We start from the raw sequence: 21,543 nt of genomic DNA, 5'->3' as shown, positions 1-21,543 counted from the left end.
TTATAAAAATAGTATAATTTAAGTGGATTATGTCATTATGCCTACATTAACGAAGATAGCGTGGATAAAACCAGGGATGGCGACAAATCAACGTAAAATAGCGGATTATATTTTAGAACACCCTGAAAAAATCGTGACTTTATCATCACAGCAATTAGCCGAAATTATGGGAGTCAGCCAATCAGCAATAGTGAAATTTAGTCAAAAGATAGGATTTAAAGGATTTCCTTCTTTAAAGCTGGCTATCAGTGAAGATTTAGGGCGAAAAAATGCTAATTCAGAAAAAAACTCCAGCATATTACATAACCAAATAGACTCAGAGGATAGCCTGGTTGTTATTGCGCAGAAATTAGCACAAGAAAAAAATAATTCAATTCGGGATACCACACGTCAAATTAATTATCACCAGTTTGAACAAGTGATCCAACAGATTGATGACGCCTCTCGGGTACAAATTATAGGTATTGGTGGATCAGGTTTAGTTGCCAGAGATTTAAGTTATAAATTACAGAAAATAGGTATTACGACTTTAATTGAAACTGATCACCATGTACAAATTTCTGTTGCTCAGATGTTAAGCCCTCGGGATTTACAAATTGTGATCTCTTACAGTGGCAAAAGAAAAGATATGCTGGTCGCTGCATCTGTGGCTAAAAAACAAGGTGCTAAAATTATAGCGATCACAGGAGAAAAACATTCACCACTAGGTCTGATGGCCGATTATATATTAGAAACTATTGCTGATGAAGGTGAGTGGCGTAGTGCTGCTATTTCTTCTCGCACTGCACAAAACACCATTACCGATCTTATCTTTATGGCATTATTAAAGAAGCGTGATGAAAATGCGAAGGCTTTAGTATTAAGCTCTCAAGCACTAATTAATAGTCTGGATGATTAATTTATTTGAACTGATTCAAATTTTTAATATTTAAAAGTTAATATTTACACTTATTTCTAAAGTTATTCTCTTTGTAGCCGAAACGTTAGTTATTTAGCACGTGTTTTTTTATTGAGATATCTCATTTCAATGACGAGGAGAGTAACTAATGCGTAACAATCAACCGGTGACACAGCGAGAATATCCGGTAGCTGAAAACGCAACACTGATGTCAACAACCGATGTTAATGGCAATATTATTTATGCTAATGAGGATTTTGTTGAAGTCAGTGGTTTTTCAGCACAAGAGTTAATGGGGCAACCCCATAATATTGTCAGACATCCAGATATTCCTGCTGATGTATTTAGAGACATGTGGAAAACATTAAAACAGGGGGAGGTTTGGACGGGAATAGTTAAAAATAGGCGCAAAAATGGCGATCATTATTGGGTAAGGGCTAATGTCACCCCTATTATTCGTCAAGGTAAAATTCAAAGTTTTATGTCAGTGAGGACGGCGGCAAAAAAAGAAGAAGTAGAACAAGCCGCAGCACTGTATGCCGCTTTTAACCAAGGTAAATATCCCTCTCACACTTTTTCTAAGGGGGCATTCATTTATAAGGGCTGGAAAAGTTGGCGCTCATGGAAACAAACACTCGCACTAAAGCAGCGTGTACGCTTACTTCTCTTATTACCATTTCCTTTTATATTATTAAGTGTTTGGTTTGCTGGTTTAAATGGTTGGGGTTTATTCATTCATACCGCTATCTTACTTTCACTATTGATAGCCAATGAGCGAATTTTTTATTTTCAAGTAGTGAAGCCGATTATGATCCTTAATAAACATGCTAATCGGGTGGCTACAGGTGATGAACACAACGTTGATTATCTTGATCGTATTGATGAAATTGGTATGACTCAACGTTCTGTAAACCAATTAGGGCGGATGTTTCGTTGGCTTGTGAACGATGTCAGTCATCAAATCCATCAAGTTGCTTTTTCTTGTGATCAATTAGCAGCGGGGAATCGTGATCTCTATACGAGGACTGAACAAACTGCAAGTCATGTTGAGACTACTGCGTCAACCATGAATCAATTAACCACAGCGGTGAGTAATAATAGTGAAACGGCAGGGCAGGCTAATAATTTATCTAATATGACTTGCAAGGCAGCAATACAAGGCGGAACAGCAATGGATACTATTGTGCATACGATGGACGATATTGCGAAAAGTTCTGAGCGTATCAGTAATATTATTGGTGTCATTGACAGTATTGCATTTCAAACCAACATATTGGCATTAAACGCTTCGGTGGAAGCGGCCAGAGCAGGAGAGCAAGGACGCGGTTTTTCTGTGGTAGCCAGTGAGGTGCGTAATTTAGCGCAACGCAGTGCAGAGGCGGCAAAAGAGATCAAAGCATTGATTAATACATCAAGTAACAATATTAAGATTGGCTCAAAGCAAGTGAATGAGACGGTGGAAACAATGGAAAATATTGTGGTTCATGTAAAAAATGTCACGAGTCTTATTGGTGAAATCAGCCTTGCATCATCAGAACAAAGTGCAGGATTAAAAGAGCTTGGTCGAGCTGTAGAGCAGTTAGAATCAATAACACATGAAAATGCAGATTATGTCTCTAAAGCGTCATCAATTTCCGGAGAAATGAAAGAACAAACGAATTATTTAGTAAAAGCCATTCATGTATTTCACTAAATAGTAAGAAAAGTCGAATAAAGAAATAGGTAAAGATCTTCCAGATAATATAAAACACCTCATTTTTATGAGGTGTTGATATACATATAAATAGATTAGCACTTGTTAAAAACTTGTCCAATCATCGTCTTCATCTTCTTTGAATGTCGATTGGTTATGGTTTTTTGGCTCTTTTATTCTTGAGTCTTGTTGATTTTCTTTTATGGGCGATAACCCAATATTGGCTGATTTCTCAACGGGTTTTGTTAATGTGCTCTTCTTCGAAAATAGACTTTCCGCTGTTTTAAATTGCTCAACAATTTGCTCAAGATCACCCGCCTCTTCGGTTAGTAAACTCGCTACAGCAGAAGATTGCTCCACCATTGCGGCATTTTGTTGTGTCGCTTTATCCATTTCAGTGACGGCTAAGGAGACTTGAGAAATGCCTCGCGTTTGTTCTTCTGATGCAGATAAAATTTCAGTCATTGAGCTTTCAACATGTTTAACTGATGTGAGGATCTCATCCATTGAAGTACTGACTTGTTCAACCAGTTGATTACCTTGTTTGACGCGGTTAATCGACGCATCAATAAGCTCTTTGATCTCTTTTGCCGCCTCTGCACTACGTTGCGCCAATTCTCTTACTTCTGTGGCAACAACAGAAAAACCACGTCCTTGCTCTCCTGCTCTGGCCGCTTCTACCGCAGCATTGAGTGATAATATATTGGTTTGAAAAGCAATGCTGTTGATAACCGTTGTGATCTCGCCAATCTTTTGAGAGCTTTGTGCAATATCGTTCATGGTTTTTACCATTCTATGGGTAACATCCCCCCCTTTACTGGCAATATTAGAGGTTTGATTGATAAGGTGTGATACTTCACGAGCACTTTCAGTATTATTTTTTACTGTGGCGGTTAGTTGCTCCATACTAGAAGCGGTTTCTTCTAAAGCACTCGCTTGCTCTTGAGTACGACTAGATAGATCATTATTACCAGCACTGAGCTCTTGTACACCATTATAAATATGATGACTTGTTCCGCGAATAGCATTGACTATCAGTGATAATTCAGACCGCATATACTGTATTCCATTAATAAGTTGGTCTATCTCATTATTACCTTTGGCTTTTATGGTGCTATTTTCAAGTAAATTCCCTTGTGAGATATCTGACATATAATCAATGACTTGTTTAATACGTAACACGATATGGTGGCGTATCCACAACATGACAAACACCGTAAATAAGATAAATACCGACATAAAAATAAACGCGAAGATCAACGCGCGTTGGTAATTACCCTGTGCGGCTTCTATCGCGTGGTTGACGACATTATCACTAAGATGATCCGTTGCCTCATAAAGTGATTGTGTGAACCGCTCATTCGTATTGTGAGCATAAAGCGATTGGAAACCGTAATAATCTCGTATTTCTAAACATGAAACGAGCTGGTCAAGATCGTAAATGACACGCTGAAATAGTTTTTTCATTTTCGCCACTTTTTCGCGATCAAAATCGGCATTTTCAGCGGAGGTAAAATATTGGGTAATAATGCTAGAGACTTCTTTTTTTCGTTGAGGGTAAGAGGAGAGGAAATCTGTAATTTTGCTTTCAGCAAGATCTGGGGTGAGATGAGCATCAAACATTACATTAAGCATATCTTCACGTAATTTATTTAATGCGGCATAACCATAATCCATGGTTTTTATCTGTTCAAAACCATCGGCTAACTGTGAAATTCGCTTATTAGTTAAATAAGCATCACGAATGCCTGTAGCACCAGAAAACAACTGAATGGCACAAAACAAGATCAAAATAAACATTAAGCCACTAGATATTTTTATTCGTTTAAGCATAGCCTTACCTATTTCATTAATTTGTAGGATAAAGAGCAAGGAACGACAAACATACATCAGTTAAATTTATTCGGCTTAATAATTGAAAACTTTACTTTTTTTATCTATTTTGTGACTGAAAACGACTTATTTTGCTTTTTTTCGCTTTAATTAACCGCTAATAACTAAAATTTTCTAATGATTGGTGTAAGGTGCTAGGGAAAAAAAATGATTTATTAGCAAGGCGAATTATTAGTAATTAAAAGTTTCTAATGATTGATGAGAAAGAAAAGTATCAGCAATCAAAGTGCTGTCTGACTTTTATAACCTATATAAAATGGGAAAATTTATAATTGATTTTAAGAAATACCTCCAATCTTATTTGATTGAAGGTATTAACGGTAGAGGTCTTTAATACAGATGTAACGTGTTATTTAAACTTTGTCGCAGGTTAATATTATTGTAGGTTATTTAGCTTAAAAACTTTCCCAATTGTCATCGGCTTCATGATGATGGGATTTTATTGTGGATGTCGTTGCTGTTTTTGTTATTTCCGGTTCAGCTGGCTTAGCCGAGAATGTTGGTGATCGTGGTGATGTAACCGCGACTTGTTCTACCTTGAAGGTATTTACAATCATATCTAACATTGAGGCTTGTTCACTTAGTGTTGCTGAAGCAGCTGTAGATTGTTCCACCATCGCGGCATTTTGTTGTGTCGCTTTATCCATTTCATTAACTGCAAGGCTAATCTGAGCAATGCCACGAGTTTGCTCTTCTGATGCTGCTAAAATCTCTTTCATCGAGCCTGATACATGGTTAACTGATGTGACGATCTCTCCCATAGATAAGCTGACTTGTTCAACAAGATCATTACCCTGTTTTACTCGTAAAATAGTTGATTCAATGAGTTCTTTTATCTCTTTTGCCGCCTCCGCACTACGTTGCGCCAAATTACGTACCTCACTGGCTACCACAGAAAAACCGCGTCCTTGCTCACCGGCTCTGGCTGCTTCTACTGCGGCATTGAGTGCTAATATATTGGTTTGAAAAGCGATATCATCAATCACTGCGGTGATCTCACCAATTTTTTGCGAACGATCGGCAATGTCTGTCATGGTCATCACCATCTTATTGCTATGCTCACCACCTTGAACGGCAATATCTGCTGTGCTCATGACTAACTGAGTGACTTCACGTGCGCTTTCGGTATTATTTCTGACTGTTGCGGTAAGCTGTTCCATACTGGAAGCCGTTTCTTCTAAAGCACTGGCTTGTTCTTCGGTACGACTTGATAAATCGTTATTACCTGCGGCAATTTCTTGAACACCACTATAAATCGTTGTACTACTGTTACGGATAGCGCTAACCATTTCTTTTAAGCGCGCTCGCATTTGTTGTAAACCCAACATAAGTTGGTCTATTTCATTGCGGCCTGTAATATCATGGTCAATGCGACTAATTAAATCTCCACTAGCAATCGCCTCTTGATATTCAATCATTTGGTTAATGCGTACAATAATATGTTTACGGATCCAAAAGAGCACTAATGTCGTAAATATCAGGAATATGCCCATGAATAGGGAGGCTATCCATAGCATCTCGTGATAGTTATCTTCTGCTTCAATCACTGACGGATTAACAACGTCATCAGTAATGAAATCTGTTGCTTCATATAATGAATTAGTGAAGTTATCGTTGGCTGGACTTTTTAAGATCAAACGAATTGCATTGGTATTACGTTCATTTAAATATTGCACAAGAAGATCTAAGTCATAACGACTTTTTTGATAAAGTTGTTTGATCTCTGCCATGCGTTGCTGATCAAATCCAGTTTGTGCAGATAGTTCGACATATTCATTCATCAACGTATCCACCTCCGCCTTACGTGCATCCATCGTTTGTATGAATGTAGTAATATTGGCATCTTCCACCTGTGGATTAGCAATATAACTAAACGCCTGCGCAATAATATCAGTACGTAAAGTATTTAACGCCGCGTAGGTGTTATCCATAGTGCGTAACTGGTCGAAACTGTATGAGATTTGTTTTAATTTGTTTTGAGTTTGGTAGGCATCGTGAATGCTTTGTACTCCAGATATTACCTGAATAATACAAAACAGAGTCAGGACACACATTAAACCTTGAGAGATTTTAATTCGTTTTAACATAACCCTACCTATTAGCTTGGCCTTTTTCTTCGCCAGTGGGAGTTCCACTTAGCAGAATGATTAATTCGGCTGGTAGATTAAAAACTTTAGCTAGAAAATGAGTATTTCCCTTACTTAATACAAATAATGGGTAAATAAATGATAGATAACTATTTAAATTGGATAATTGCGTACAAGGTGAGGATATAATTTTGTGTAAAACGTGCTACTGTGACAGGAAATAAAGGCGTTAAGTTAAATGAGTTATATAAATTTTTTAAATGTATTTTAATGAAAAGGAACTATATTATTTTAATAGTTCCTTTTTAGGCATTAATGAAAAATAGTTATTGAGACTCAAAAGCGTTGGTCATCTCTTCTAGTTTTTCTTGTAATTCCATCCACGCCATCTCAACTTCTTCTAAAGCCGATTTGGCAATACTTTGACGGTTTAAGCAATCGGTAAGTGTCGCCTTGTTCTTCGCTTCATAAATTTGACTATCAGAAAGCTCAGTTTCGATGGCGGTCAGCTCTTGGCTAAGCTTATCCATTTTACTTTCTAATGTGGTGAGCTTTTTGCGCAAAGGTTGAGTTTGTTGTCTAAACTCCGCCTCTTTACGCTTTTGCTCTTTTTTATCTTGAGCCGTTAAGTTCGAGGCGTTTGTTGTTTCTTGATCGGGTTGCGTTTTATTAGCTTGAGTCTCTTGGCGATTTTGATCAACTAACCACTGCTGATAATCATCAAGGTCGCCTTCGAATGGCTCTACTTGACCATCATGGACGAGATATAAATCGTCTGTGGTTGAGCGTAATAAATGCCTATCATGGGATACCACAACAATCGCACCTTCAAAGCTAATTAGCGCTTGTGTTAATGCTTGTCGCATATCTAAATCAAGGTGGTTGGTTGGTTCATCCATTAGTAGTAAATTTGGGCGTTGCCAAACCAGTAGCGATAAAACTAAACGTGCTTTTTCACCACCAGAAAATTGGCCACATGCATCGGTGACTTTATCACCATGGAAACCAAACCCTCCTAGATAATCACGTAATTTTTGCTCAGTCTCTTGTGGCGCTAAACGGGTTAAATGTTGTAATGCAGATTCATCGGCACGTAAATATTCCAGCTGATGCTGTGCGAAATAACCTAATTTGATCCCTTTGGAAAGGGCAACTTTTCCCTGTAGTGGAGCTAATTCTCCAGCTAACAGCTTAATTAATGTAGATTTACCTGCACCATTACGACCTAAGAGCCCAATTCGTGAGCCGGGAATTAAGTTAAGTTTGATGTTATTAAGGATAATCTTATCACCGTAACCGGCACTGACTTTTTCCATAGACAGAAGCGGGTTTGGTAAGCTTTCTGGTTGGCGAAAACTAAACTGGAACGGGTTATCTGAGTGCGCAGGCGCCACTCGCTCCATACGTTCAAGCATTTTGACACGGCTTTGTGCCTGTTTGGCTTTAGTTGCTTTCGCCTTAAAGCGGTCAATAAAACTTTGTAAATGGGCAATTTTTGCTTGCTGATTTTCAAAGAGTGCTTGTTGTTGTGCCAATTTTGTTGCACGTTGCATTTCAAACGAAGAGTAGTTACCTGAATATTCAAATATTTTCTCTTGTTCAATATGTAAGATTTTATCCACAATCGGATCAAGAAAATCTCGGTCGTGGGAAATTAAAATCAACGTACCATTATAACTTTTTAGCCATTTTTCTAGCCAAATTACCGCATCTAAATCTAAGTGGTTAGTCGGTTCATCAAGTAGTAATAGATCAGAACGACAAATTAGTGCCTGTGCTAAGTTTAAGCGCATTCGCCAACCACCAGAAAATGATTTTACGGGCTCAGTGAGTTGTTGTTGGCTGAATCCCAAGCCATTAAGTAATGTGGCTGCACGTGATTGGATAGTCCACGCATTAATAGCATCGAGTTGGCCGTGGATCAGGGCAATAGCATGACCATCGTTATTGTCGTTCGCCTGTTGTAGACGACGCTCCAACTCGCGGTATTCTCTATCACCATCAATAACATAATCAATGGCAGGAACGTCTAAAGCGGGTGTCTCTTGATTTACCCATGCCATTGACCAAGTGCTAGGAAACGTTACATTACCCGCTTCAGCTTGTAGATCCCCTTTTAATAAAGAGAGCAGTGTGGTTTTGCCACAGCCATTTTTACCCACAAGACCAATCTTTTGTCCTGGATTAATCGTTGCGCTGGCATTATCAAGTAATACCCTGACACCGCGGCGAATTTGCAAAGAAGAAAAAACAATCATAAATGTCGTCTATTAAGAGTATGTAAATTAATATATAGAGTAAGTTGTTCGTAACAGTTGGTCACAATGCGTGCATGGTAACGGAAAAAAAGGTTTCTGACACGTTTTGTAAGGAGGAATGATGTCAAACGCATCAAATGTTTTACTGGTGTATGTCCATCCCGAGCCGCGTCAATCTATCGCCAATAAAGCGTTGTTGCGTGCGGTGAGGGATCTGGAAAATATAACAATTCATGATTTATATGCCACTTACCCTGATTTTTTTATCGATATTCACCGTGAGCAAGCACTATTGTGTCAACATCAAGTCATTGTATTTCAGTTTCCATTACAAACTTATAGTTGTCCTGCGCTATTAAAAGAGTGGCAAGATAGAGTGCTCACGCGTCCTTTTGCTAATAAAGTTGGGCGAGCTCAACTTAAAGGAAAAACATTCCGTTGTGTGGTGACTACTGGTGAGCCTGAACATGCTTATCAACATAATGGTAAAAATCACTACACACTTTCTGAATTATTGCGTCCTATCGAGTTAATGGCGGAAATGTGTGGTATGCGCTGGTTATCGCCGATGATTATTTACTCCGCAAGGCAACAGTCCAAAACAACACTAGGGCATATTAGTGATGCTTATCGTCAATGGTTACAAGCACCGTTAGAGGGGGAACACGCGGATGGAAGGTAATTGGATGATAAAAGCCGTGCTGTTTTTCTTATGTGCTGCCGTGATTATGGTCCCCATTGCACAACGCTTAAAAATTGGTGCGGTATTAGGCTATTTAATTGCTGGTATTGCGATTGGCCCTTGGGGATTAGGATTATTTAAAGATGTTGATTACATCTTACACTTTTCTGAACTAGGGGTTGTTTTTTTAATGTTCCTGATTGGGCTGGAGTTAAATCCAGCTAAGCTTTGGGAGTTACGGCGAGCAATATTTGGTGTCGGCGCCATGCAGGTTGTCTTTACTGCATCTATTATCACAGGGCTACTTTTACTCTTAACTTCTTTTTCGTGGCAAGCGGCATTGATTGGTGGCCTAGGTATCGCCATGTCATCAACTGCGATGGCTTTACAATTGATGAATGAAAAAGGAATGAATCATAACGAAGGAGGGCAGTTGGGTTTTGCGGTTTTACTCTTTCAAGATATGGCCGTTATTCCTATTCTTGCGGTGATCCCTTTACTTGCTGGCGAAACAGCCAGTAGTGATTGGTATCGTATTGCCCTAAAAATAGTCTCATTCGCTGCATTATTAATTTGTGGCCGCTATTTATTGCGCCCACTATTTCGCTTAATTGTTAAATCGGGTGTGAGAGAAGTTTTTACCGCCGGTGCGCTATTAGTGGTATTAGGATCAGCACTCTTTATGGAAATGATTGGCTTTTCCATGGCGATGGGAACTTTTATTGCAGGGGTATTATTAGCTGACTCTGAATATCGTCATGAATTAGAAATCTCGATTGAACCTTTTAAAGGCTTATTGCTAGGGTTGTTTTTTATCTCCGTCGGCATGTCCCTCGATATAGGTATATTGTGGCATTATTTACCGCAAGTGTTACTGGGCGTTGTTATTTTAGTCTTGATTAAAGGGTTGGTACTTTATGGTATCGCTTGGTTAGCGAGATTACGCTTTTCGACACGTTTGCAATTTTCAGCCGTATTAAGCCAAGGCGGTGAATTTGCTTTTGTCGTCTTTTCTACCTCTATGGCGATGGGGGTATTAAATAGTGAACAGATGGCATTGCTTTTGGTTGTCGTAACGCTTTCAATGATGACTACGCCACTTGTGATGCAAATGACAGACGCCGTGTTATCGCGCCGTTATAATGATGCAAAGATAGACGAAGAGCCTTTTGTTGAAAATAACCATCCAGAAGTGATCCTGGTGGGCTTTGGTCGTATGGGGCAGGTAGTCGGGCGCCTACTTATGGCAAATAAAGTCAATGTGACCGTATTAGAGCATGACGTTGGTAGTTTAAGTACCATGCGTAAATATGGTTATAAAGTTTATTATGGCGATGCGACAGACTTGAATTTATTACGTGCTGCGGGGGCTGAACACGCGAAAGCCATTGTGATCACCAGTAATGAGCCTGAGGCGACAATGGAAATTGTCCATTTATGTCAGCGCCATTTTCCTCAATTACAAATTATTGCCAGAGCAAGAGGACGTGTTGAAGCACATGAGCTGTTAAAAGCAGGGGTGACAGAGTTTAGTCGAGAAACCTTCTCGAGTGCTTTAGAGCTAGGACGTAAAACTTTAATTGAACTTGGTATGCACCCACATCAGGCCTATCGTGCACAACAGCATTTTCGTCGTCTAGATATGCAGTTATTAAGAAAGTTGGTGGACGAATCACCTGAAGAAGTCTCGAATGTTTCACGTGTTAAAGAGGCTCGTCGTGAATTAGAAGAGCTGTTTAATGAAGAGATGAGACAAGAGCACCACCAGCCTGATATTTGGGACGAATCGTTAACTGATGCTATCCCTCAAGTAAATAGAGAAAAAAGACCCATTGATAAACAGGAGAACTGACCCCATGTCTGCAACCCGTAAGCGTTTTATTGCTGGCGCAGTATGTCCCCACTGTCAAGCCCAAGATACACTCAAAATGTGGCGAGAAGATAAAGTGGATATTGTGGAATGCGCTCAATGTGGTCATCAGCAAAGGCAAACAGACGGTGAGGTTAGTGCACTTGTGCGTGAAAATGAACAGGTCATCGGGATCTTTACACCACAATAATTGTAGGTTTTTTTGATATAACCCGATACAGACGATTTATTTTTCGTTACAATCGGGAAAATTTTGCCCACGGGTATGTAGGAGATGTCATGAAAGTAGCAAACGACTTGGTAGTTAGTCTGGCTTATCAAGTAAGAACAGAAGACGGTGTTTTAGTTGATGAGTCCCCGGTGAGTGCACCGCTAGACTATCTACATGGCCGTGGTTCTTTAATCAGTGGTTTAGAAAATGCATTAACGGGTCGTGAAGTTGGTGAGAAGTTCGACGTTGAAGTCGCTTCTGATGACGCATATGGCCAATACGATGAAAACTTAGTTCAACGTGTACCGAAAGATGTTTTTGTTGGTGTTGATGAGTTAGAAGTGGGTATGCGCTTCTTAGCTGATACAGATCAAGGCCCAGTACCAGTAGAAATTACCGGTATTGAGGGTGACGAAGTTATCGTTGATGGTAACCACATGTTAGCGGGTCAAAACCTGAAGTTTCATGTAGAAATCGTTGCTATCCGTGAAGCCACGGAAGAAGAATTAGCTCATGGTCATGTTCATGGTGAAGATGAAGGTCATGAGTGTTGTGGCGGACATGGCCACGGTGAAGAAGGCGGATGCTGTGGTGGTGGTCATGGTCATGATCACGATCACGGTGAAGAAGGTGGATGTTGTGGTGGCGGTCATGGAAAAGGTGGTCACGGCCACGGTCATGGCGGTTGTGGTTGCCAACATTAATCTTGTGAAACCATTGAAAAAGGAGCGTGATAACGCTCCTTTTTTGTTCTTGCCTACAGTCTCACTTGAAGTTAATAATGAGGTGGTGGGGTCTCATCTTCAGGGCGAGCGAGCATTGACGATTGGGATGACTTCAATCGTTCGGTGACGATTTTTAAGGCCTCTTTAAAACGACTAATTTCAATTTGTTGTTGTGTGACCACCTGATTTAACTCTTCGATGGTGGCATCTTGGAAAGCAATTTTACTCTCTAATTGAATAAGTAACTCTTCTATTTCCTTAATGTCCATGGTTTTTTCTCCTTGTTATGTGATGTCATATAATGACTAATATAGTGAATTACTGAGTAAAATTTAATATTATTTACTGATATATACACAGTAAGACATAAATCTGGTTTGAGTTAAAAGACTATTTTGTTAATGTGGTAACACGCTGTGCTGACGAAAATCCTAACATTAACGGTTGTGGGTGTCGGCAAATATTTTTAATTCATATAAAATTGTTACCCGCGGATGAGATCTACTCCGCAACGACAGAAAGAAGTGATGCAAAACGTATTTGCTAAGATTTAAGATGATCGTTTGCAACGCGTAGTGACTCACTAACATAAACTGGAGAACGGGATGAAATCTTTATTAAAAACGACGTTGTTGGCAACAAGTTTAGCATTTGCATTTAGTGCACCTCATGCACTGGCAGAAGAGACAGCTAAAGTACCAACATTAAATAGCGCGTTTAAAACTCAGGATGAGCAGAATGCATATGCTTTAGGCGCGTCAATGGGTCGCTATATGGAAGCTGCATTAACAGAACAAAAAAATATCGGTATTAATTTAGATTCAAAACAATTATTAGCCGGTGTTCAAGATGCCTTTAATAATAAATCTAAATTATCAGATGCAGAAATTGAATTAACGCTGGCAGCTTTTGAAGATCAAGTACGTACGGTTGCAACGGCGAAAATGGAAAAAGAAGCTGCAGAGAATAAAGCTGCTGGTGATAAATTCCGTACAGAATTTGCGGCTGAAAAAGGTGTTGTTAAAACTAAATCAGGCCTACTGTATTTAGTTGAAAATCCAGGTAAAGGTAAAACACCAACAGATGCCGATCGCGTTACTGTGAACTATAAAGGTATGCTGATTGACGGTAAACAATTTGATAGTTCTTATGATCGTAAAGAGCCTTTAACTATTAGCCTGAAAAGTGTTATCCCAGGTTGGACTGAAGGTATGAAATACATTAAAGAAGGCGGAAAAATTAAGTTAGTTATTCCACCTGAATTAGGTTACGGTCAACGTGCAACGAGTGGCATTCCAGCTAACTCAACATTAGTCTTTGAAGTTGAATTGCTGAGTGTTGAAAGCGACAAATAATCAGTTGCTTAATGAAAAAATGCTGGAGTACTATTCCAGCATTTTTGTTTGTTTATTTTATTTTTTCTTCAACAATCATCGAGTTAGACTTTTTAAATACAAAAATAAGACCAATAATAATGGCGCCCATCCCCGCTAAGCTAAGCCAAGACATTTTATTGCCTAAGAAGATATAATCCATTAACGCAGTTACTCCCGGTACTAAATAGAATAAGCTAGTCACATTAACCAGATTACCTGCAGTTAACAGTCGGTAGAGTAGTAATTGTGCCACGACAGAAATAATAATTGCTAGCCAAAGTACGGGAACAATAAAACCAATATCCCAAGATTGCTGCATAGGTTGAAATGGAATAAATAATAAGCATAGCGTTAAACTAACCACATATTGTATCGGCAATGCCTCCATAGGCGCTAATTGTAATTTCTTTTGGGAAATTGCGCCAAAGCTCATACAGAGGAGTGCAATGAGTGCATAAATCATTCCTGTTAATGAGAGTGAAGTATTAAATAAACTCTGCGCAACCACTAATACTAATCCTATCAAAGCAATAAATAGTCCTAATAACCGACTCGCAGTAAAGTGTCGTTCAATGATCCATAAAGTGAGGATCGGCTGAATACCCATAATAGTGGCGAGCATCCCTGGTGTAATACTGTTAGCGAGCGCTAACAAGTAACAAATAGAGTAACCACCGATAATGAGCAATCCAACCCATGCTGTTTTTAAACGGCTTCCTTTAGGGGGAAGAAATTGGCGACGTTGGAGACAAAGTAGGGTAAGAAACAGTAATGCAATAACAAAACGCCAAGTCAAAATGGCAAATGAACTGCCATTATCTAAACCCCAACGAGAAAAAATAGCACCACTACTCCAAAGTAGAACAAAAAGCGTAGTAGGGGCAAACTTTGCCCAATATTGACCTAAAAACATAAGTAAACCTGTAAAAGTGTGTAGAAACAGCAGTAATGTCGAGATAACGGTTATGTCATTCTGATAGGAGAATCAATAGTAATAATCTCTCTACATACATATAGTAATGAATATATTCTAGCCAGATAAATTATAGAAGTGCATAACAGTGCTAAAGGTAAACTGTTTCTCTAGCAACTTTTGCATAAAATAAGCGAGAGAAAATGTAGATATAGTCTGTTTCACCAGCGGATCGATATTTTATGATATTTGTTAAAATTTTTAGATAATTAGCATATTAATAGAGTTAACAACTTCTTAAAATAGCATAATATTTAAATATAACTGGTGTGCTTAGCTTCATTGATCTTTTTCTTGATCCCCGAAATAGGGTAATTCTCTCAAGAGAAATGCGTGAGTAATGTAAAAATAGAAAGAAAATAAAGCAAAGCTGTGACCTATGACAAAGCTCTTATTCTAAGACTCTTGACGTAGATCCCTTGACGATTTAACGTCAAGATCGTACAGGACTTTATATTTAAATTTTAATATTGAATTGATTCATGAAGATGAATCATTATAAATAATAAGACCTCAAGTCATTATCATAATTAAAGCCTTTAAGGATTATATAATCAAATGTCTAGCCCGTTATTCTATGGTGACAGCAACGAGTTTGAAAAACTAGATAGCCGACCTTTTACTCAAACTGATCACGAAATTTTAAAGTCATATGAGGCTGCAGTAGATGGTTTAGCCATGTTAATTGGTCATCACTGCGAAATCGTATTGCACTCTCTGGAAGATTTGAAATGTTCAGCGGTTAAAATTGCGAATGGGGAACATACAGGCCGTAAGATTGGTTCACCTATTACCGATTTAGCATTACAAATGTTGCATGATATTACAGATGAAGATTCAAGTTTTTCAAAAGCTTATTTTACCCGTGCAAAAAGTGGCGCTTTGATGAAATCAATTACGATCGCTATTCGTAATCGTGAGCGCCGTGTTATTGGTTTATTATGTATTAATATGAACCTTGATGTCCCATTCTCTGAGATTATTAAAACCTTTATTCCTGAAGAAACGCATGAAGTGGCTTCTGATGTGAATTTTGCTTCTTCTGTCGATGATCTCGTGGCACAAACACTTGAATTTACGATTGAAGAAGTGAATAACGATCGTGAAGTGGCTAATAATGCGAAAAATAAACAAGTGGTGTTAAATCTTTATGAGAAAGGGATCTTTGATATCAAAGACGCGATAAATCAAGTTGCTGATAGACTGAATATTTCTAAACATACTGTGTATCTCTATATCCGCCAATTTAAAAATGGAGAGTAGAGTAATACGATGAATCTGACATATTGCTTGCTGGTGACTGGGCCACATTATGGCACGGAACAAGCTTCTAGCGCTTATTTATTTGCTAAAGCGTTACTTGAAAAAGGTCATCACATCGCACAAGTATTTTTTTATCGTGAAGGTGTGTCCAATGCTAATCAATTGGTCTCACCCGCAAGTGATGAATTTGACTTGCCAAAAGCCTGGATAGCATTGGCTTCACGCTACAATATCCCTTTGCAGGTTTGTGTTGCTGCAGCATTACGGCGTGGTGTTGTTGATGAGCAACAAGCTAAAGAGCAGGGGTTACTGAGCAGCAATATGGCAACAAAGTTTGAGCTAAGTGGCTTAGGAGCCCTCGCTCAAGCGATGTTAACTTGTGATCGTGTGGTGCAGTTTTAATGAAGAAAATGAATTCTGTGGCGTTTATCTTTACTCAGGCACCTCATGGTAATAGTGCTGGGCGTGAAGGTTTAGATGCGCTATTAGCAACTTCCGCCTTAACCGAAAATATAGGTGTTTTTTTTCTTTCTGATGGCGTGTTCCAATTACTGGAAAATCAACAGCCTGAAGGCGTTCTTTCTCGTCATCATGCAGCTACATTTAAAGTCCTCCCCTTGTATGATGTGACAAACGTCTATATATCACAAGAAGATCTAGCTCATCGTGGTTTATCGTCACAAACAATGTTTATTCTTGACGCCAAGGTTATAACAGCTCAAGAGATTGCTCAGAAACTGAGTCACTATGACGTGGTATTACGTTTTTAATGATGAGTTAGTCAAGAAGGATGAACGGTTATGTTGTATACTTACTCCGTCTCTATTTACCAAAGTGATTTGGACGCATTTTTGTCTTTATTGACAAAGCATGATGAAGTTTTATTAATCCAAGATGGTGTACTAGCCGTTCTTGAAGATAATCCTTTATTAATTTATTGTCTGGCTCAGCAAATTTCTGTTTATGCATTAATTGATGATGTTCTCGCGCGAGGCCTAAAAGATCAGGTTTCTCATCAGATTAAACTTATCAATTATGGTGATTTTGTCGATTTAACGGTAAAACACCCCCAACAAATTCACTGGGGCGCGTAGAATTGCTGTATAATTCTTGACACATGAGCTCGTCAGCAATAAAATTCTGCGTCCTCATGTTTTGTCTTGTCGACAAGACAGAGTTCAAATCCGTGTTTACGAAGCAAAAACCAGGAGCTTTTTTTAAATGGCAACTATTAATCAGCTGGTGCGCAAATCTCGTAGCTCGAAAGTTGTTAAAAGCAACGTTCCAGCTCTGGAAGCTTGCCCGCAAAAACGTGGCGTATGTACTCGTGTATATACTACCACTCCTAAAAAACCAAACTCAGCACTGCGTAAAGTATGCCGTGTTCGTTTGACTAACGGTTTCGAAGTTTCTTCCTACATCGGTGGTGAAGGCCACAACTTGCAGGAGCACTCCGTAATCCTTATCCGTGGTGGTCGTGTTAAAGACTTACCAGGTGTGCGTTACCACACTGTTCGCGGCGCGCTGGACTGTTCCGGTGTTAAAGACCGTAAACAAGGTCGCTCTAAGTACGGTGTGAAGAAGCCAAAGGCTTAATGGTTCTCCGTTAAGTAAGGCCAAACATTTTTTCACAATTAATGTCAAAATAAACTCATCGAGTTTTGGACAACCCTGAATTTTAAACGGAGTATTTCCATGCCACGTCGTCGTGTAATTGGTCAACGTAAAATTCTGCCAGATCCTAAGTTCGGATCAGAACTACTGGCCAAATTTGTTAACATTCTGATGGTAGACGGTAAAAAATCTACTGCAGAATCTATTGTTTATAATGCGCTAGAGACCCTGGCTCAGCGTTCAGGCAAAACTGAACTGGAAGCGTTCGAAATCGCATTAGATAACGTACGTCCTACTGTGGAAGTTAAATCCCGCCGTGTTGGTGGTTCAACTTACCAAGTTCCAGTTGAAGTACGCCCAGTTCGTCGTAATGCATTAGCAATGCGTTGGATTGTTGAAGCTGCTCGTAAACGCGGTGATAAATCCATGGCTCTTCGCCTGGCAAATGAATTATCTGATGCGGCTGAAAACAAAGGCGCTGCTGTTAAGAAACGTGAAGACGTTCACCGTATGGCAGATGCAAACAAGGCGTTCGCACACTACCGCTGGTAATCCGCGAAGTAGTCGCAACTCTTTTCAGGACAGCTATGCTGTCCTTTACCTGAATTGAACGCCCACGAGAGAGGAAAAAATGGCTCGTCAAACCCCCATAGCACGCTATCGTAATATCGGTATTAGTGCGCACATCGACGCCGGTAAAACCACTACAAGTGAACGTATTCTGTTTTATACCGGTGTAAACCATAAAATTGGTGAAACTCACGAAGGTTCAGCAACAATGGACTGGATGGAGCAAGAGCAGGAACGTGGTATCACTATCACATCCGCTGCAACTACTGCATTCTGGTCTGGTATGGCTAAACAGTTTGAGCCTCACCGTGTAAACATCATCGACACCCCGGGACACGTTGACTTCACTATCGAAGTAGAACGTTCTATGCGTGTTCTTGATGGCGCGGTTATGGTTTACTGTGCAGTTGGTGGTGTTCAGCCTCAGTCAGAAACAGTATGGCGCCAGGCTAACAAATATCATGTACCACGTATCGCGTTCGTTAACAAAATGGACCGTATGGGTGCAAACTTCTTACGTGTAGTTGAACAAATCAAAACACGTTTAGCTGCAAATCCAGTTCCACTGCAAATCCCAGTAGGCGCTGAAGAAGATTTCACTGGTGTTGTTGACCTGATCAAAATGAAAGCGATTCGCTGGAATGAAGAAGATCAAGGCGTCACCTTCGAATACGAAGACATTCCTGCAGAACTACAAGATTTAGCAGATGAGTGGCACAACAACCTGATCGAATCTGCGGCTGAAGCATCAGAAGAACTGATGGACAAATATCTAGGCGGTGAAGAACTGTCAGAAGCAGAAATTAAATCTGCGCTGCGTAAACGCGTTCTAGATAACGAAATTATCCTGGTTACCTGTGGTTCTGCATTTAAGAACAAAGGTGTTCAGGCAATGCTGGATGCAGTTATTGAATATCTGCCAGCACCAACAGATGTACCTGCAATTAAAGGTATTTTACCAGATGGTAAAGATACTCCAGCAGAACGTCATTCAAGCGATGAAGAGCCTTTCTCTTCTCTGGCATTTAAAATCGCAACTGACCCATTTGTTGGTAACTTAACGTTCTTCCGTGTTTATTCCGGTGTTGTAAACTCTGGTGACACGGTTCTGAACCCAGTTAAAGACAAAAAAGAACGTTTTGGCCGTATCGTTCAGATGCATGCTAATAAACGTGAAGAAATTAAAGAAGTTCGTGCAGGTGACATCGCTGCTGCTATCGGTCTGAAAGACGTTACTACAGGTGATACACTGTGTGCAATTGATGCACCAATCATCTTAGAACGTATGGAATTCCCAGAGCCAGTAATCTCTGTTGCTATCGAACCTAAGACTAAAGCTGACCAAGAAAAAATGGGTATCGCTCTGAACCGTCTGGCTCAAGAAGATCCATCTTTCCGTGTATCTAGTGATGAAGAGTCTGGACAGACTATCATCGCAGGTATGGGTGAGCTACACTTAGACGTGTTAGTTGACCGTATGCGTCGTGAGTTTAAAGTTGAAGCGAACGTAGGTAAACCACAAGTTGCTTACCGTGAAACAATTCGCGAAGAAATTACTGACGTTGAAGGTAAACACGCTAAACAATCTGGTGGTCGTGGTCAGTATGGTCATGTTGTTATTGACCTTAGCCCATTACCATCAGGTGGTGAAGAGAACTATGTGTTTGTCAACGATATCGTTGGTGGTGTAATTCCTAAAGAATTCATCCCAGCTGTTGACAAAGGTATCCAAGAACAGCTGAAATCAGGTCCTTTAGCCGGTTACCCTGTTGTTGATATCAAAGCTCGTCTGCACTTCGGTTCTTACCATGATGTTGACTCCTCAGAGATCGCGTTTAAAATTGCTGCATCTATGGCCTTTAAAGAAGGTTTCATGAAAGCAAAACCGATTCTGTTAGAGCCAATCATGAAAGTTGAGATTGAAACGCCAGAAGATTACATGGGCGACGTTATCGGTGACTTAAACCGTCGTCGTGGTATGGTTGAAGGTATGGACGATCTACCTACTGGTAAGATCATTCGTGCACAAGTACCACTGGCTGAAATGTTCGGTTATGCAACTGACCTGCGTTCACAAACTCAGGGTCGTGCTTCATACTCAATGGAGTTCTTGAAGTACAACGAAGCGCCTAGCAACGTCGCTCAGGCTATTATCGAAGCTCGTAAAGCGAAATAAGATCCTTTCGAGTTCAATTTAGTTTACGCTCCCTCTGTGAGAGGGAGCGATATTAAGGAATATAGTCGTGTCTAAAGAAAAATTTGAACGTTCAAAACCGCACGTTAACGTTGGTACTATCGGCCACGTTGACCACGGTAAAACAACTCTGACTGCTGCAATCACTACAGTTTTAGCTAAAACTTACGGTGGTGCTGCTCGTGCATTCGACCAAATCGATAATGCGCCAGAAGAAAAAGCGCGTGGTATCACCATCTCTACTTCACACGTAGAATACGATACTCCAACTCGCCACTACGCACACGTAGACTGCCCAGGCCACGCCGACTATGTTAAAAACATGATCACTGGTGCTGCGCAAATGGACGGAGCTATTCTGGTAGTAGCAGCAACTGATGGTCCAATGCCACAAACTCGTGAGCACATCCTGTTAGGTCGTCAGGTTGGTGTTCCTTACATCATCGTATTCCTGAACAAATGTGACATGGTAGATGATGAAGAGCTGTTAGAATTAGTTGAAATGGAAGTTCGTGAACTTCTGTCTCAATACGATTTCCCAGGCGATGACACTCCAGTAATCCGTGGTTCAGCGCTGAAAGCACTGGAAGGCGAAGCAGAGTGGGAAGCAAAAATTGTTGAATTAGCAGAAGCACTGGATACTTATATCCCAGAGCCAGAGCGTGCAATTGACAAACCATTCCTGTTACCAATCGAAGATGTATTCTCAATCTCAGGTCGTGGTACAGTAGTTACTGGTCGTGTAGAGCGTGGTATCATCAAAGTAGGTGATGAAGTTGAGATTGTTGGTATCAAAGAAACCGCAAAAACAACTTGTACTGGCGTTGAAATGTTCCGTAAATTACTTGACGAAGGTCGTGCAGGTGAGAACGTAGGTGTTCTGCTGCGTGGTACAAAACGTGAAGAAATCGAACGTGGACAAGTACTGGCGAAACCAGGTTCAATCAACCCACACAACAAATTTGAATCAGAAGTTTATATTCTGAGCAAAGATGAAGGTGGTCGTCACACTCCATTCTTCAAAGGCTACCGTCCACAGTTCTACTTCCGTACAACTGACGTAACTGGTACTATCGAATTACCAGAAGGCGTAGAAATGGTAATGCCAGGCGACAACGTGAACATGATCGTTGAACTGATCCACCCAATCGCAATGGACGAAGGTTTACGCTTCGCAATCCGTGAAGGTGGCCGTACAGTAGGTGCGGGTGTTGTTGCTAAAGTATTAGGTTAATT

General features: G+C 40.0%; 20 protein-coding genes. 15 read left to right on the top strand and 5 right to left on the bottom strand.

The features are described 5' to 3' along the window. Positions 1-37 precede the first annotated feature (37 nt). Entirely contained in the window at positions 38-898 is an 861-nt protein-coding gene (locus tag AACU98_RS09670) for an SIS domain-containing protein (protein WP_004246879.1), read from the top strand. Positions 899-1,046: 148 nt separating this feature from the next. Beyond that, positions 1,047-2,591, top strand: coding sequence for a methyl-accepting chemotaxis protein (locus tag AACU98_RS09665; protein WP_049211476.1), 1,545 nt, complete (start codon positions 1,047-1,049; stop codon positions 2,589-2,591). 105 nt (positions 2,592-2,696) lie between these two features. Here AACU98_RS09665 and AACU98_RS09660 read toward each other — a convergent pair whose 3' ends face one another. From AACU98_RS09660 to AACU98_RS09650, 3 genes are all read right to left on the bottom strand, one after another. Continuing rightward, positions 2,697-4,424, bottom strand: a complete 1,728-nt coding sequence (locus AACU98_RS09660; RefSeq protein ID WP_012368515.1) for a methyl-accepting chemotaxis protein — start codon at positions 4,422-4,424, stop codon at positions 2,697-2,699. Positions 4,425-4,879: 455 nt separating this feature from the next. Beyond that, positions 4,880-6,571, bottom strand: a complete 1,692-nt coding sequence (locus AACU98_RS09655; RefSeq protein ID WP_004249116.1) for a methyl-accepting chemotaxis protein — start codon at positions 6,569-6,571, stop codon at positions 4,880-4,882. Between the two features lie 326 nt (positions 6,572-6,897). Further along, a complete protein-coding gene (locus tag AACU98_RS09650) occupies positions 6,898-8,829 on the bottom strand; it encodes an ABC transporter ATP-binding protein (protein ID WP_049219533.1) in 1,932 nt (643 codons plus the stop codon). A gap of 121 nt (positions 8,830-8,950) precedes the next feature. Between AACU98_RS09650 and kefG the strand changes: the two genes are divergently transcribed. The 4 genes from kefG to slyD all read left to right on the top strand — a co-directional run bounded on the left by kefG (position 8,951) and on the right by slyD (position 12,296). Further along, entirely contained in the window at positions 8,951-9,511 is a 561-nt protein-coding gene (kefG, locus tag AACU98_RS09645) for a glutathione-regulated potassium-efflux system ancillary protein KefG (protein WP_004246884.1), read from the top strand. Continuing rightward, positions 9,501-11,363, top strand: coding sequence for a glutathione-regulated potassium-efflux system protein KefB (gene kefB, locus AACU98_RS09640; RefSeq protein ID WP_004249119.1), 1,863 nt, complete (start codon positions 9,501-9,503; stop codon positions 11,361-11,363). The genes kefG and kefB overlap by 11 nt, the downstream gene beginning before the upstream one ends. 4 nt (positions 11,364-11,367) lie before the next feature. Next, complete coding sequence (locus AACU98_RS09635) at positions 11,368-11,571, top strand: YheV family putative zinc ribbon protein (protein ID WP_004246886.1); 204 nt, start codon at positions 11,368-11,370, stop codon at positions 11,569-11,571. A gap of 89 nt (positions 11,572-11,660) precedes the next feature. After that, positions 11,661-12,296 (top strand): peptidylprolyl isomerase, encoded by a 636-nt coding sequence (gene slyD / locus AACU98_RS09630; RefSeq protein WP_004246887.1) that lies wholly within the window; start codon positions 11,661-11,663, stop codon positions 12,294-12,296. Positions 12,297-12,367: 71 nt separating this feature from the next. On the opposite strand, the gene AACU98_RS09625 is transcribed toward slyD, so the two are convergent. Beyond that, on the bottom strand, positions 12,368-12,586 hold the full coding sequence (locus AACU98_RS09625; protein ID WP_004246888.1) for a SlyX family protein: 219 nt from the start codon (positions 12,584-12,586) through the stop codon (positions 12,368-12,370). Between the two features lie 336 nt (positions 12,587-12,922). Between AACU98_RS09625 and fkpA the strand changes: the two genes are divergently transcribed. Then, positions 12,923-13,672 carry an FKBP-type peptidyl-prolyl cis-trans isomerase gene (gene fkpA, locus AACU98_RS09620; RefSeq protein ID WP_004246889.1) on the top strand — a complete coding sequence of 250 codons (750 nt, stop codon included), beginning with the start codon at positions 12,923-12,925 and terminating at the stop codon, positions 13,670-13,672. 52 nt (positions 13,673-13,724) lie between these two features. On the opposite strand, the gene AACU98_RS09615 is transcribed toward fkpA, so the two are convergent. After that, positions 13,725-14,606 carry a DMT family transporter gene (locus AACU98_RS09615; protein ID WP_004246890.1) on the bottom strand — a complete coding sequence of 294 codons (882 nt, stop codon included), beginning with the start codon at positions 14,604-14,606 and terminating at the stop codon, positions 13,725-13,727. A gap of 618 nt (positions 14,607-15,224) precedes the next feature. Here AACU98_RS09615 and AACU98_RS09610 point away from each other — a divergent pair. The 8 genes from AACU98_RS09610 to tuf all read left to right on the top strand — a co-directional run bounded on the left by AACU98_RS09610 (position 15,225) and on the right by tuf (position 21,541). Continuing rightward, complete coding sequence (locus tag AACU98_RS09610; RefSeq protein WP_004246891.1) at positions 15,225-15,929, top strand: helix-turn-helix transcriptional regulator; 705 nt, start codon at positions 15,225-15,227, stop codon at positions 15,927-15,929. Positions 15,930-15,938: 9 nt separating this feature from the next. Further along, positions 15,939-16,331 (top strand): sulfurtransferase complex subunit TusD, encoded by a 393-nt coding sequence (gene tusD, locus AACU98_RS09605; protein WP_004246892.1) that lies wholly within the window; start codon positions 15,939-15,941, stop codon positions 16,329-16,331. Then, positions 16,331-16,699, top strand: coding sequence for a sulfurtransferase complex subunit TusC (gene tusC, locus AACU98_RS09600; RefSeq protein WP_004249124.1), 369 nt, complete (start codon positions 16,331-16,333; stop codon positions 16,697-16,699). The genes tusD and tusC overlap by 1 nt, the downstream gene beginning before the upstream one ends. Before the next feature lie 30 nt (positions 16,700-16,729). Next, a complete protein-coding gene (gene tusB / locus AACU98_RS09595; RefSeq protein ID WP_004246894.1) occupies positions 16,730-17,023 on the top strand; it encodes a sulfurtransferase complex subunit TusB in 294 nt (97 codons plus the stop codon). Between the two features lie 127 nt (positions 17,024-17,150). Then, the gene (gene rpsL / locus AACU98_RS09590; protein ID WP_004246896.1) at positions 17,151-17,525 is read left to right on the top strand and encodes a 30S ribosomal protein S12; all 375 of its coding nucleotides are present in this window, start codon (positions 17,151-17,153) and stop codon (positions 17,523-17,525) included. Between the two features lie 99 nt (positions 17,526-17,624). Then, positions 17,625-18,095 carry a 30S ribosomal protein S7 gene (gene rpsG, locus AACU98_RS09585; protein WP_004246897.1) on the top strand — a complete coding sequence of 157 codons (471 nt, stop codon included), beginning with the start codon at positions 17,625-17,627 and terminating at the stop codon, positions 18,093-18,095. 79 nt (positions 18,096-18,174) lie between these two features. Next, positions 18,175-20,289 carry an elongation factor G gene (fusA, locus tag AACU98_RS09580; protein WP_004246898.1) on the top strand — a complete coding sequence of 705 codons (2,115 nt, stop codon included), beginning with the start codon at positions 18,175-18,177 and terminating at the stop codon, positions 20,287-20,289. A gap of 67 nt (positions 20,290-20,356) precedes the next feature. After that, the gene (gene tuf / locus AACU98_RS09575) at positions 20,357-21,541 is read left to right on the top strand and encodes an elongation factor Tu (protein WP_012368688.1); all 1,185 of its coding nucleotides are present in this window, start codon (positions 20,357-20,359) and stop codon (positions 21,539-21,541) included. Positions 21,542-21,543 lie beyond the last annotated feature (2 nt).

The organism is Proteus sp. G4380, from assembly GCF_963885725.1.
Classification (GTDB): domain Bacteria; phylum Pseudomonadota; class Gammaproteobacteria; order Enterobacterales; family Enterobacteriaceae; genus Proteus; species Proteus mirabilis.
Note: the sequence above shows the minus strand (reverse complement) of the source record. Positions and strands in the feature narration are given on the sequence as shown.